The sequence below is a fragment of the Pseudomonas sp. H11T01 genome, assembly GCF_048515765.1.
Lineage (GTDB): Bacteria > Pseudomonadota > Gammaproteobacteria > Pseudomonadales > Pseudomonadaceae > Aquipseudomonas.
Window position 1 is genome coordinate 15,373 of record NZ_JBLYED010000048.1, and the last position, 13,380, is coordinate 28,752.

Here is a 13,380-nt window from a genome sequence, read left to right on the forward strand (position 1 = left end):
ATCAGAGTTGAGCGCGCTCTATCAAGGCGCGAAACATGCTGGCAAAATGCTAGCTCTTGCGTGTCGTATTTTGTCTGGAGATTGATGAACCGTGTTCAATGCCTTAAACGCGGAAGATGCTCCGCAGCCACCAAAGGTGCTCACTACCCCTTTGGAAATCGCCGCCAATCTGCGGTTGCTGCAAGAGAGCCATGACCCACTGATCATCACTTTCCACGAGCGCACTCAGCGCTTTCAGAGCTATCTGGTCGAAGTTGATCGAGACAGCAACATGATCGCCCTGGACGAAATGATTCCTCGCGACGGCGAGCGTTTCCTGCTCAATGGCGAAGCGTACCGCGTCGAGGGTTTCCACGATGGCGTGCGGATTGCGTGGGACGGCAATGGCGCCCTGACGATCGACGAATCCAATGGTAGTCGCTGCTATCGCGGCATGATGCCCGTCGAAGTGGTCTATCACCAACGTCGCAACGCCTTTCGCGCCGCTCTGAAGCTGGCTCAGCTGGTCAATATCGAGCTCGGCGGCGAAAAACTCAAGGCGCCAGTCAACGGCAAACTGCTGGATATTTCGGCTACCGGCTGCAAGCTGCGCTTTGACGGCGACATCTCTGACCGCCTGCAGCTAGGCGAGGTCTATGACCGTTTCATCGCCGCCCTGCCCTTCGGCAACATGACCGCGCCGGTCGAATTGCGCTATCTGCATCACGAAGAACGGATCGACACGACCTTCGCCGGGGTACGCTTTCACAACATGAGCGGCCTGGTGCAACGGCAGGTCGAACGTTTCGTCTATCAGCTTCAGCGTGAAGCACGCCGCTTCGATAAAGACGATTTCTGAACCTGATACCTCAATAAAAAAACGGGCAGTCCCTTTCGGTGACTGCCCGTTTTTTGTTTCTAGCGGCCTGTACGACTAGGGCCTTGCTGCACTGAGGCCGTGAGGGTGATCCTCCCCCGGCTCCTCAGGCGGTGGTGCGTCCGGGTCAGGATCAGGGTCCGATTCAGGCGATGGTTCAGGCTCGGATTCAGGGCTTACATGGTTCTGCATCTGATCCTGTACAACCTGCTCGTCGACCCGCGGGTCAAGGCAAGCCACCAATGGCGAGCTCGACATACTGTCTGGCATGGCCACGTGATGCAGAGGCGCATCCTCGACCTGATGCAGGTTGGTCACAGCCTTAGGCCGAATACGCCACACCAGCACCAGTGCGAAAAAGCTGAAGAACGCGTAGAGCATATGACTGCCGAACAGCTTCATCAGCACACCCGCCGCCAACGGCCCGATGCTTGCGCCGACGCCGTAAGTCACCAACAGCATCGCCGTCAGCGAAACACGTCGATCACCTTCAACATGGTCATTGGAAAACGCCACCGCCAAGGGATACAGGCAGAACTGCACCAATGAACACAGGAAACCGGCGATGAACAGCACCTCAAGTGGCACCTGCGGCATGATCGCCAGAGGTAACGCGGCCAGTGCCAGACAAAACGCAAAACTACGGATCAACAGCGCCCGATCATAGCGATCCGACAACCAGCCCAACGGCCACTGCACCAGCAAACCTGCAAAGATGCAGCTACCCATGAACAGACCGACCTGCTCCGTGGAAAGCCCTTGCTGAGAGGCATACAGCGGTGCCAGACCGTAGAACGAACCGACGATCAACCCCGCACCCAACACGGTGCTCAACGATTGCGGCACACGCTTCATAAAGAAGCGCGGCTCCATCGGTGCCGGATGCAGGGGCGCCGGGTGAATGCGTCGGGTCATGGCGACGGGCACCAGACACAAGGCAAAACACAGGGCCACCAGCATCAGCAATTCCAGACCCAGTGCCGGGTGCATGACCAGAATCAGCTGACCCAGCACCAGCCCGAGATAGGACGCAATCATGTAGCCGCTGAACACCAGGCCACGCTGCTTGGCTTCGGCCTGCTCGTTCAACCAGCTCTCAATGACCATGTACTGACACATCATCCCCAGGCCGACGATCATCCGCAGAAACAGCCAGGCCGGTAACCAATCCACCAGGCCATGGCCCAGCACCGCCGCGCCGACGATCCCGGCGCACGTCGCGTACGCCCGGATATGTCCGACCCGGGCAATCAGCCGGTGGCCAATTTTCCCGCCCAGCACCAGGCCGAAATAGTTGGCTGCCATCAATGCACCGACCCACAGACCGTCGACATGGTCGGCGGCCAGGCGCAACGCCAGGTAAGTACTGAGTAAGCCTGAGCCGATAAGCATCATCAGCGAGGCGAAATAAAGCGCTCGAAAGGATTTCCAGATTTGGCGCATCGGCGTTCCGAGCGGCTCCTTGAATTGAGTATCGGGCTATCAAGAACGATAGACCGACGGCGACGAGTCGGTTATGCCTGGGCCGCTAAAACACGCCGCTCCCAGGGAGTGATTTCATCATAGAAGCTAGTCAGCTCCATGGTCTTCGAAGCGATGTAGCCTTCGATGAACTCTTTACCAAACAGTTCCTTTGCCAATTGGCTACGTTTCAGACGCTCAAGAGACGCATGCAAGGTACAAGGTAACGACAAACTTTCCGGCACTTTGAATTCACCCTGAATCGCCGCGCTCGGCTCCAACTCGTTTTCTATGCCATGAAGCCCGGCAGCCAGGCTTGCGGCAATCGCCAGATAAGGGTTGGCATCGGCGCCAGGCAAACGATTCTCGACCCGTCGCGCCACGGGCGAACTGGCCGGAATCCGCAAACCCGCAGCCCGATTGTCGTGGGACCAACAGGCATTGTTCGGCGACGCATAAGGATGGCACAAGCGCTGATAGGAGTTCACGTTCGGCGCAAAAAGAGCAGTGAAATCGGCCATAGCCGCTTGCTGACCACCGATGAAATGGCGGAAGGTCGCGGTCGGCTCGCCGGCATCGTCGCTGAACACGTTACGCCCGGTCCCCAGCTCCACAATGCTTTGGTGAATGTGCATCGAGCTTCCCGGCGTATGCGCCAGCGGCTTGGCCATGCAGACCACCGTCAAACCATGCTTGAGCGCGACTTCTTTGAGCAAGTGCTTGAACAGGAACGTCTGATCAGCCAGCAGCAACGGATCGCCGTGCAACAGATTGATCTCGAATTGGCTGATACCCATCTCGTGCATGAATGTATCGCGCGGCAAACCCAGCGCCGCCATGCACTCATACACTTCACTGAAGAACGGCCGCAAGCCGTTATTGGAACTGATGCTGAACGCCGAATGACCGTCCTCGCGACGCCCGTCCAGACCAACAGGCGGCAGGAACGGCTGGGTCGGGTCGGTGTTCGGGGCAAATACGAAAAACTCCAGCTCGGTCGCCACCACCGGTGCCAGGCCCCGCGCCGCGTAACGCGCGATAACCGCCTTAAGCTGGCCGCGAGTTGAGAGGTTTGAGCTTCCCCCGGTCAACTCATCCGCATCGCAAATCGCCAACGCACGCGGCTGCTTGCTCCAGGGCAAGCGATAGATATGTTTCGGATCCGCATTGAGCGCCAGATCGCCGTCATCGCTGCCGTAAAAACGCGCCGGCGGATAACCGCCCATGATGCATTGCAGCAGCACTCCCCGCGCCATCTGCAACCGTCGCCCCTCGAGGAACCCCTCGCAGGTCATCACCTTGCCACGTGGCACACCATTCAGATCCGGAGTGACACATTCAATCTCATCAATGCCCGTCAATCGCTGCGCGAGTGAACGATGGCCATCGGTCGTCATGACTCAATCCCTGTTGTTGTGCAAGCCGCGAACGGCGACCCGTACAAAATACGCACCACCCGTTCAGGATTTCAAGCAGGCACGTGCGAAAAACAGCGATATAAGATGCAGATCAATCGTGAAGTGAAGGCTGAAACGATAATTCAGGATGTCGGAAGAGAATTACGCGGCTGCGTAAGAGAGGCAGCACTCAAGGAAGATAGAGGCTAAACAGTGCGCCCCCCAAAGGACCGCCATTACTGATTTCGATACGCCCACGCACGCCGTTGCGCTGATGCAGTTCAGCAATGCGCGCGGCAAAGTACAGGCCCAGGCCGGTGCTGCCACTGCTCTGGTTGATGCCTTGCACGTAATCCGCCTGACGCTCGATCATCTGTGCCGGGTAACCGGCGCCGTCATCATTGATGGTCAACAACAGCTGCCCAGCCTCCTCGCGAACGCTGATCAACAAGGCGTGGCGAGCATAGCGGATGACATTGTTGATGATATTGGCCACCACTGAACCGACCAGTTCCCGATCAAAGAAACCGAGGGAGCTAAAATCATCGACCTCATAGGTCGCGACAATGCCGCGACTGCTGAATACCTCATGGTGACAGGCCAGCTGCGCTTCGATGAAGTCATCCAGCTCATGATAGTCCGGCTTCAACGGCAATTGGTTAACGCCCAGTTTGTATAGCCCCAGCAACTGCACCAGCATGCCATTGAGGTGAGCGAACTCGTAATCGATAACGCCCTGCTCGCCGGTTTGCCGGTGGGTGTCAGGCAAACCGGCGAGCCACTGAGCGTGGGCCTGCATGAGCAGGGCCAGAGAATTTTTCATGTCGTGCACGGTGGAGGCAATTACCGTGGAGAAATCGAGCCCCTTGGCACTGTCGTTCATTCGCCAAACGCCTTGCTTCGCAGCTTCTCGTAACGCGGATAGCGCGTATCACTCTCGGGAATCATGCCAATCATTTTCAAGCAGGCCCGGCACTCTTCGAACAGTGCCGTGTCGAGACTGGCATCGGTACCGTGCAACAACGATTGCGCCATGTTCAAGGCAATACTGATGTTCTTCGGTTGCAACAACAGGGCCCCGCGGAACAGTTCCCGGGCTTCGGTCAGGGTGCCTGCCTTGTAACTACGCACGCCCTGGCGGTTAAGATCGGCTGCGGCGTTGCCGGAGTTGAGAATCGCCGGGTCATCGGTCAGTTTGGCAATGCCCTGCATTACCACCGGATCGTCACCGTAGATTTCCGCACAGTTTTTCAGCATGGACGCACCGGCATCCGCCTGACCCAATTGCTGGAGTTGCTTGGCAACCAATAGCGCCGCGTCGGCGCTCATGAATTGCTCCATGCCCTCAAGACGGGCCATCGCCTGCTCGGTCAGTTTATCGGCGGTTTCGGCATCGTTGAGCAGCAAACTGGTGGCTTTCATCAGCCGCGCACGCACCTGCAGCCCCGGATCGCTGGGGTTTTCCTTGGCGACCTCGCTCAGGGTCTGATTGATCTCCAGCCGGGTCCGCGTATCGAGCCCTCTTTCACTGCCTTTACTGATCAACGCCTGGGCCAGACCGAGATTGCTCTCCGGGTCCTTGAAACGTGACTGCTGTCCCTGGGCTACAGCCTGGCGATAGGCTTTCGACGCGCCTTCAAAATCCTCGTTAGCCAACGCCAGTTTGCCGAGCAACGACTGTCGGCGCACAGCCAGTGGCGACAAGCGAACGGCTTCCTCCAGCACACTTTGTGCGCGCTTAGTGTTCCCTTGGGCGACCAGCACATCCGCCATTCCGTCGTAGAGCGCCGGCATCATCGGGAAAGCCTTCAGCGCCGTTTCGTACACGGTCTGCGCCTGGCTGACCTGACCTCGCTTGAACAGCAATCGCCCCAACCCCGCATAGGCCCAAGGCAAAGGGCGGTCTGCCAGAAGGGTATTGAGAAAGCGCTCCAGCGCCTCCTGCTGATTAAGATCGCGCAGGGCATCAGCCCGAAAACGCAGGCACAGCGGAGCGAACCGCGGCTCCTGCTTGCAGAGGGCGGCGCAGGCAGCCAGGACTTCGGTGGGTTTACCCCGGTCGAGCGCTTGCAGGATCGGCTTGAGCAAATTTTTGCGCTGCACCAGCTTCTCCAACCGCTGGGCCAGCCCAGAGCGATTGAAAGGTTTGGTCAGGTAGGCGTCCGGCTCATGCTCGAGGGCACTGAGCACCATGGCCTGGCTGGTCTCGGCGGTGACCATGATGAACACGCTTTCATGGCTGATCAGCTTCTCGACCATCAGGTCTTCGAGCACCTGCTGACCGTTCTTTTTACCGTCCCCAAGATGGTAATCCTGCAGGATGAAGGCATAGCGCTTCTGCGCGCACATGCGCAGCGCCTGCTCACCCGTGTCGGCAGTGTCTACGTCCTTGACGCCCAGCTCGCGCAACATGGACCGGACTGAACTGCGGAAATCAGAGAAATCATCGACGATCAAAAAGCTTTTTTGTTGGTACGCCAGCATCGAAGATTCCAGACAAGTAGGAAGATGAACCCAAAGACAAATGCAGGGACGAGCTCAGCTTCGCTGCCCATTTCGGCGCGCAGATGATAGCCAGTAGCCATAGGCAATCAAGCACCTTTACACACCTGCGATTCCTCCTGCCTGCCGCACGTCTGGGCTCGATCTACGTGCTTCCCAGACATTCAGACAGCTCAGGAGGACAACTGCACATGGGGTTATCGGCCAGTTGTGGCGTTCCCTTATAGGTACGGGCAATCAATTGCCTATTTATTTGGCAGAGGGGTTCGACTCCGAAGAGAACTGACGAAATGCAGGATTAATGCAACAGCGAGCGGCGCCTCGCATAGGCGAAATAGATCACCAGGCCAATTGCCAGCCACGCACCAAATGCCAGCCAAGTCGTCTGCTTGAGGAAGGTCATCAAGATCACGCAGAACGCGATGGCGAGCAACGGGACAACGGGCACGCCAGGGCATCTGAATGCGCGAGGAAGATCGGGCCGGGTCTTGCGCAATACGATCACTGCCACCGAGATCAGACTGAATGCGGCCAACGTACCGATATTGATCAGTTCGGCCAGGACATTAAGCGGAATCAGTGCCGAGATCAGCCCGAAGATTATTCCCACCATCCAGGTGGCAAAAAATGGGGTTCCAAATCGTGGATGAACCCTGGAAAGGCGTTGGGGAAGCAGTCCGTCCCGCGACATCGCGTAAATGATCCGGGTTTGACCGTAAGCCATAACCAGAATGACGGTCGTCATGCCAACGATTGCGCCTAAATCAACGAACCCGGCAACCCAGCTTTCACCGGCATATTGCAACGCCAATGAGACCGGATGATCAACGCCAAGAAATTGGGCATAGGGCACGATGCCGGTCATGATCATTGAAACAACAACGTACAACACCGCACAAACGGCCAAGGAACCGATAATGCCAATGGGGAGGTCACGCGCCGGTTTTTTCACTTCTTCGGCGGCAGAAGAAACCGCATCGAAACCAATAAAAGCAAAAAACACCAAGGCTGAAGCACTCAAAATGCCATGGCCGCCAAAGGGAGCAAAGGGTTGCCAGTTAGCCGGCTGAACATGTCGCGCACCCACGGCAATGAAGAGCAGCACCACGGCGATTTTGATCATTACCATCACGTTGTTTACACGCGCCGATTCCTTGATGCCCATAGAAAGCATCCAGGTGATTGCCAGCATGATCACCAGTGCGGGCAGGTTGAACCAGGTTTCCACACCGGGCAAAGAGCCTGGAGCCGCCGTAAGCACAACCGGAAGACTCAGCCCAAATCCGCTCAGCAGAGACTGGAAGTAACCCGACCACCCAACAGACACAGCCGAGCTTGCCAGTCCGTACTCGAGCATCAGATCCCAGCCGATCATCCAGGCCACCAACTCTCCCAGCGTCGCGTAGCTATAGGTGTAAATCGAGCCGGCTACCGGTACAGATGAGGCGAACTCGGCATAACAGAGCGCTGCAAATGCACAGGCCAACGCCGCTATCAGGAATGAAACCGTGAGGGCCGGCCCCGCAGTCAATGCGCCGGTTCCGGTCAAGACAAAGATGCCCGTCCCCACGATTGCGCCGATACCAATCAGGACCAGATCCATCGGCCCCAGCACTTTTTTCAACCCGGCAGGAGCTCGGGCAGCAGCAATCATTGCGTCCAGGTCTTTTGTTCTGAAAATGCTCAAAATTGCCTCCGTTGTTACTTATTTTTATTGTCAGAGCCAGCAGCTTGGGGTGTCGAAAACGACAAGAAATTGTATTTCAGAGCCTCAAAAATTAGCTTTCGAAACGCCTCTGCATTTAATTATTTTTCAGACGTTAATTATCCAAAATGTGTTCTTTATGTAATTTTCTTTCTAATATTTTTAGCTTCTGGAAATGGATGCCTGATCAAGGACCTGCGAGATGGGGCCAATCGCCCTACCGCGTACTCATTGTTAAATGGAGAGAACACATGGCGGAAATGGATAAGGTTGATCGTTCAATTCTGGAAATTCTGCAAATGAATGGTCGCCTGACGAACGCCGAGATCGCCGTTCGTGTTTGCCTGTCGGCGCCAGCCTGCTGGAAGCGCCTGAAGCGCCTGGAGGAGGAGGTGATTATCGGGTATCACGCGCACCTGAACCCAAAGACTATGGGGCTGGGGCTTTTTGCTTTCATCAGCGTCACCCTCGATAGTCACTCCGAGGACGCCATGGAGCAATTCGAAGCGGGAGTTCTGGCGCTGCCCAACATTATTGCCTGTCACAAAGTGTCGGGGAAATACGACTACCTCTTGCAGGTAGTCGTCAAAGACATGGAGGCATTCCATGAACTCGCCATGCATCGCATACGTACGCTCGGAAATATCAAGGAAATGTACACCGGGTTTTCGCTCAAGGAGATCAAACACTGCAATACCTTGCCGCTGTAAGCGCGTGGACTTGCCCCTTACAAAAAAGCCCCGCCAAGAGATCCTGAGCGGGGCTTTCGTTGCCTGAAGCATTCCTGGTGCATCCGCCTTGCATCCTTTGGGATACGGCGAAAACCCCTGAAATGCTTGGAGGCCTTGAATTATATGGTGTCCCAGGGCAGGTTCGAACTGCCAACCTTCCCCTTAGGAGGGGGATGCTCTATCCAATTGAGCTACTGAGACAAATGGCAACCGCAAAGAAATGTGCGGTGCAAGGGACGGCGTGCATGTTAACGGCCAAGCCTGCTTTTGTCATGTCGTCCGTAGGCTTTTTAAGTGTAGGCCAGAGCGAACACAAGACCGCCGCATCGCCGATCGTGCAAATTGCATCACTTCAAAATGCCATCATTGCAAAATGCAATGGCAGCCCTATTCAAAAACAACCTAACTCATTGTTTTTAAACAACTAAATAGCCGTTAAACTGTTGGCACAACCGCTGCTTTATTACCTTCAAAAGAAACAGCGGAGACACCGTCATGAACCGCGCCCTTTTCTTCCTGAATGCAATCGCCTTGGCTGTCGTGGTGATGTTTCACTTTCAGTCTGGCAGCAGCGCGTCAACACCTGCCCATTACGCCCAACATCAAGCACCTCAAGTGGCGGTGATAAGCGACCACTCTCTTCAATCGGCCCAGATTGCGAGCGATACCCAGGTTCAGCAACTCACCCGTCAGCATTCGGAAAGCTGGGTATTTTGAATCACTTCATCAGGAGCACAGCATGTCAAAACCAGCCGTAGGATTTTTGATTCTGGCGATACTCAGCGGTGCCTTGGATCTCTTCCTGACAGGGAAAGACTCCAGCGCTCTGCCGTTGATTGCTTTTGGAGCATTTGCCAGCTTGTTCATTCTGGCGCTGATTGCCGGACGCAAAATCAAGTTTGATCCTGTTTTACGCTGACTCCCGCCTGCTCCAGCAACTCAAGGAAATGGTCGACGGTAGCAGACAACTCACCCGAATTATCCAGGCGTATGACTGGAGTCGCGTCGTTTGAAGACCCGCTAGCGAGAAACAGGTCATTGCGCCGCAGCCTCGCTTCAATTTCATCGGCACTTTCACGCCCGCGCTGCACGAGTCGATGACGCAAGACTTCGCTCTTCACCGTCAACAAAATGGGGAGCAACGTCGGGTAGCGTTTCCGTGCTTCAGCCAGATGCTCCCTGGAACCATTAACCAAGACATGACGGCCCAGATCCAGCCACTCATCAATCTGGACCGGTATTGCGTATTCGAGGCCGTTGGCACGCCAATACAAGGCGAAACCTCCTTGCTGCTTCAGTCGCTCGAACTCCGCTAGAGAGACGCCCAGGGCATCTTCCCCTACCGACTCGGCCGAGCGCGTGATGACTCGTCGCACTACATCACACCCGAGCCTGCGCAAAGGCTCGCGGGAGGCATCTATAAGGCTGTCTTTACCCGCTCCCGACGGCCCCATCAAATAAATCACTCTGCCCGGCATCTCAGTAACGTCTCTTGTCGCTTGACTGCCTAGTAAATCGGCCATTTGCCACTATCCTGTATTTGAAGGATAAACGATCGGATCCGCATGGAATGCGCGCTCCGGAGGCTTCAGACACCTCCTGTCGGGCAAGAGGACGCAGCCAGATGTGCGGCATGGGGGCAATCTTTTCAAACCAATCCGCATTTCTGATAATGGGTACTGGCAGAACGCCTTTACCCAGCGCAATATTTGTCACAGAATTGACGCCAGTGATCTGGCATTTTCGAGGCATGATGCGGGCCTCTTAACAATTCAGGTTGAACATTTGGTTGGAAAGCTTGTCCTATCAGACATCTTGCGGCCAATTCCGAAAACCGCTCCCCTGAACTAACCGGTTAAATATATGCGCCCATTGAAACAGGCAATTTATTCCAGCCGTACGGCTGACAAGTTCGTCGTGCGTCTGCCCGATGGAATGCGTGAACGCATCGCCGAGGTGGCTCGCAATCATCATCGCAGCATGAACTCCGAAATCATCGCGCGCATGGAGCAAAGTCTAATTCAGGAAGGCGCGCTGGGCGAAGAATTGAGCATGCGACTGGACAGCCCGGAGCTGTCATTGCATGAACGCGAACTGCTTCAACGTTTCCGCCAACTCTCGCATCGTCAGCAAAACGCACTGGTTTCCCTGATCGCCCATGACGCCGAAATGGCAACAGACGCCACCTGATTCCATCCCGAAAGCTCAGCCAGCTTAGCGCTGGCTTTTTTTTGCCCGAAATTTGGCTCGGCCGTATTTCACAGCAAACGCATCCTGGCCGCAGCCCCATCAAGCGTAGAAAGAAGAATTCGCGCAGCCAGCCAAGGCAAGGCTGCGCAGAGAGGATCAGAGCAGGAAAATCGTTGCCAGCCCGAGAAAGATGAAGAATCCGCCACTGTCGGTCACCGCGGTGATCATCACGCTCGCCCCCATTGCAGGGTCGCGCCCGAAACGCGCCAGGGTCATGGGAATCAGGACTCCCATCAACGCCGCCAGCAACAGATTGAGGGTCATCGCCGCCGTCATAACCACGCCTAACGACCAACTGCCATACAGCAAATAGGCGACCACGCCGATCACCCCGCCCCAGACCAGGCCATTGATCAAGCCGACGGCCAGTTCCTTGCGCATCAGGCGGGAGGTATTGCCGGTACTGACCTGATCCAGCGCCATGGCGCGCACGATCATGGTAATCGTCTGGTTCCCCGAGTTGCCGCCAATACCGGCAACAATCGGCATCAAAGCGGCCAGCGCCACCAGTTTCTCGATGGAGCCTTCAAACAGGCCGATCACTCGAGAGGCAACAAAAGCGGTAATCAGGTTGATTGCCAGCCAGGCCCAGCGGTTGCGCAGGGACTTCCAGACTGACGCAAAAATATCTTCCTCTTCACGCAGACCCGCCATGTTGAGAACTTCGTTTTCGCTCTCTTCACGAATCAGGTCGACCATTTCGTCGATGGTCAGACGGCCGATCAGTTTGCCGTTCTTGTCGACCACCGGAGCCGAAATCAAGTCATAACGCTCGAAAGCCTGAGCAGCGTCATACGCATCTTCGTCCGGGTGAAAACTCACCGTATCGCTGGCCATGACATCCGATACTTGTTTGTCCGGATCGTTGACCAACAATCGTTTGATCGGAAGCACGCCCTTGAGCACACCGCCGTAGTCGACCACGAACAGTTTGTCGGTATGGCTCGGCAACTCTTTAAGCCGACGCAGGTAACGCAATACCACTTCGAGACTGACATCCTCACGGATAGTCACCATCTCGAAGTCCATAAGCGCACCGACCTGCTCCTCGTCATAGGACAACGCGGAGCGAACACGCTCACGCTGCTGGCTATCGAGGGTTTCCATCAGTTCGTGGACGACGTCTCGCGGCAGCTCAGGGGCCAGGTCAGCGAGTTCGTCGGCATCCATTTCCTTGGCGGCCGCCAGGATTTCGTGATCGTCCATGTCGGCGATCAGCGTTTCCCGAACGGAGTCGGATACTTCAAGGAGGATATCGCCGTCGCGCTCGGCCTTGACCAGTTGCCAGAGGGTCAGGCGCTCTGCAAGCGGCAAGGCTTCAAGGATGTAGGCAACGTCGGCGGAGTGCAGATCATCGAGCTTGCGCTGCAACTCGACGAGGTTTTGCCGGTGGACCAGGTTCTCGACCCGGTCGTGATGAGGACCTTCCTGGCGATGAGTCAGGTCTTCGACCACTCGCTGGCGCTGCAGCAACTCAATGACTTGTGCGAGGCGGTCTTGCAGGCTTTCTTGCGTTTTCTTTACTTCAACTTCAGACATAGGCGAACTCCACTCCCAGCAGCGGGGCACGCCGGAAGGATCAATCAGTCAATTCATGATTGTAAAAACGAGGTACTGAGTAACTACTGGGTAAGTCCATGGAGGTATTCCACAAGCCCCGGCGGGGCTGACGGGCGCAATGATACACCGCCTGATGTCTTTTAACGCTAAAAAATCTTGGCAAGAACAAGCGCTTGCGACGCAAACCTGAGCGCTGTCCGAATCTATAGAGCTGCGACGACTCATTCAGAAAAGAAAACACACACGAGGTCAAGAAAGTACCGTCTATCCTTTTTCGGGACCGTCACGGAGGACGTCGCATGTCACTGAGAAAGATCTCACCCTTGTGTTCCACCCTGCTCTGGCTATCGATGCAAGCAAACGCCACGACGGTGCACCGATGCGAAAACGCTGGTGGGCACGTTACTTTCACCACTCTGGGTTGTTCGCCGCACGAGACACTCCTGATCCAGAATGCGGTCAATGTGGCACCTGGCGGCATCAAGACAATCTCCCCAAAGAGCGGTCCCCAGGAAACATTCAGTACGAAATCAGCAATAGAGCCGCTGGTCATCGTCGGACAGCACAATGACGATTGTGGAAATGTGCTCAGCGCCAAAGAACGCCGCCAGGCAATCATCAATCAACGAGTCGTGCCCGGCATGAGCCAACAGGAAGTCGAAAGCGCACTGGGCAAACCTGACAAAGTCAGTATTCGAAATGCGACCACGAGCTATCGTTACGATACAAAGAAAGGTCGCAGCGCCCAGATCGTGTTCGATGAGAAAGGCTGCGTAACAGGCAAACGCTAGGATCGAGTAGGAGGCGGATTTACATCCGCCGTCCTCTCACACCACCGTACATACGGTTCCGTATACGGCGGTTCAGGTTAAGCGGCTAAGCCGGGTTATCGTGTCCAGTATTGAGACCAGCCCGAGT

Annotated in this window: 14 protein-coding genes and 1 tRNA gene; 7 read left to right on the forward strand and 8 right to left on the reverse strand. The window is 55.8% G+C overall.

Features of this window, described 5'->3' with window-relative positions:
• The first annotated feature begins 91 nt into the window (after positions 1-91).
• Complete coding sequence (locus tag ACN1C3_RS32745; RefSeq protein ID WP_419119867.1) at positions 92-838, forward strand: flagellar brake protein; 747 nt, start codon at positions 92-94, stop codon at positions 836-838.
• Between the two features lie 75 nt (positions 839-913).
• On the opposite strand, the gene ACN1C3_RS32750 is transcribed toward ACN1C3_RS32745, so the two are convergent.
• From ACN1C3_RS32750 to ACN1C3_RS32770, 5 genes are all read right to left on the reverse strand, one after another.
• Positions 914-2,299, reverse strand: coding sequence for an MFS transporter (locus tag ACN1C3_RS32750; protein ID WP_419119868.1), 1,386 nt, complete (start codon positions 2,297-2,299; stop codon positions 914-916).
• A 71-nt stretch (positions 2,300-2,370) separates the two neighbouring features.
• Positions 2,371-3,612, reverse strand: coding sequence for a glutamine synthetase family protein (locus ACN1C3_RS32755; RefSeq protein ID WP_419119879.1), 1,242 nt, complete (start codon positions 3,610-3,612; stop codon positions 2,371-2,373).
• A 292-nt stretch (positions 3,613-3,904) separates the two neighbouring features.
• Complete coding sequence (locus tag ACN1C3_RS32760; protein WP_419119869.1) at positions 3,905-4,597, reverse strand: sensor histidine kinase; 693 nt, start codon at positions 4,595-4,597, stop codon at positions 3,905-3,907.
• Entirely contained in the window at positions 4,594-6,198 is a 1,605-nt protein-coding gene (locus ACN1C3_RS32765) for a response regulator (RefSeq protein ID WP_419119870.1), read from the reverse strand. The genes ACN1C3_RS32760 and ACN1C3_RS32765 overlap by 4 nt, the downstream gene beginning before the upstream one ends.
• Before the next feature lie 316 nt (positions 6,199-6,514).
• Positions 6,515-7,903 carry an amino acid permease gene (locus ACN1C3_RS32770; RefSeq protein WP_419119871.1) on the reverse strand — a complete coding sequence of 463 codons (1,389 nt, stop codon included), beginning with the start codon at positions 7,901-7,903 and terminating at the stop codon, positions 6,515-6,517.
• 269 nt (positions 7,904-8,172) lie between these two features.
• Between ACN1C3_RS32770 and ACN1C3_RS32775 the strand changes: the two genes are divergently transcribed.
• Positions 8,173-8,631: an Lrp/AsnC family transcriptional regulator gene (locus ACN1C3_RS32775; protein ID WP_419119872.1), complete on the forward strand. Its 459-nt coding sequence runs from the start codon at positions 8,173-8,175 to the stop codon at positions 8,629-8,631.
• Between the two features lie 145 nt (positions 8,632-8,776).
• Here the strand turns inward: ACN1C3_RS32775 and ACN1C3_RS32780 are convergent.
• Positions 8,777-8,853: transfer RNA gene (locus ACN1C3_RS32780), tRNA-Arg, on the reverse strand.
• Here ACN1C3_RS32780 and ACN1C3_RS32785 point away from each other — a divergent pair.
• The 3 genes from ACN1C3_RS32785 (at position 8,826) to ACN1C3_RS32795 (ending at position 9,571) form a co-directional block, all read left to right on the forward strand.
• The gene (locus ACN1C3_RS32785; RefSeq protein ID WP_419119873.1) at positions 8,826-9,080 is read left to right on the forward strand and encodes a hypothetical protein; all 255 of its coding nucleotides are present in this window, start codon (positions 8,826-8,828) and stop codon (positions 9,078-9,080) included. The two genes, ACN1C3_RS32780 and ACN1C3_RS32785, sit on opposite strands and share 28 nt — an antisense overlap.
• Before the next feature lie 67 nt (positions 9,081-9,147).
• Positions 9,148-9,369, forward strand: a complete 222-nt coding sequence (locus ACN1C3_RS32790; protein ID WP_419119874.1) for a hypothetical protein — start codon at positions 9,148-9,150, stop codon at positions 9,367-9,369.
• A 22-nt stretch (positions 9,370-9,391) separates the two neighbouring features.
• Entirely contained in the window at positions 9,392-9,571 is a 180-nt protein-coding gene (locus ACN1C3_RS32795) for a PA3371 family protein (protein WP_419119875.1), read from the forward strand.
• On the opposite strand, the gene phnN is transcribed toward ACN1C3_RS32795, so the two are convergent.
• Positions 9,546-10,130, reverse strand: coding sequence for a phosphonate metabolism protein/1,5-bisphosphokinase (PRPP-forming) PhnN (gene phnN, locus ACN1C3_RS32800; protein ID WP_419119880.1), 585 nt, complete (start codon positions 10,128-10,130; stop codon positions 9,546-9,548). The two genes, ACN1C3_RS32795 and phnN, sit on opposite strands and share 26 nt — an antisense overlap.
• 385 nt (positions 10,131-10,515) lie before the next feature.
• Here phnN and ACN1C3_RS32805 point away from each other — a divergent pair, with 385 nt between their 5' ends.
• Complete coding sequence (locus ACN1C3_RS32805; RefSeq protein WP_419119876.1) at positions 10,516-10,842, forward strand: Arc family DNA-binding protein; 327 nt, start codon at positions 10,516-10,518, stop codon at positions 10,840-10,842.
• 156 nt (positions 10,843-10,998) lie between these two features.
• Here ACN1C3_RS32805 and mgtE read toward each other — a convergent pair whose 3' ends face one another.
• Complete coding sequence (gene mgtE / locus ACN1C3_RS32810) at positions 10,999-12,441, reverse strand: magnesium transporter (protein ID WP_419119877.1); 1,443 nt, start codon at positions 12,439-12,441, stop codon at positions 10,999-11,001.
• A 320-nt stretch (positions 12,442-12,761) separates the two neighbouring features.
• Between mgtE and ACN1C3_RS32815 the strand changes: the two genes are divergently transcribed.
• Complete coding sequence (locus ACN1C3_RS32815; protein WP_419119878.1) at positions 12,762-13,253, forward strand: cell envelope protein SmpA; 492 nt, start codon at positions 12,762-12,764, stop codon at positions 13,251-13,253.
• Positions 13,254-13,380: the final 127 nt, after the last annotated feature.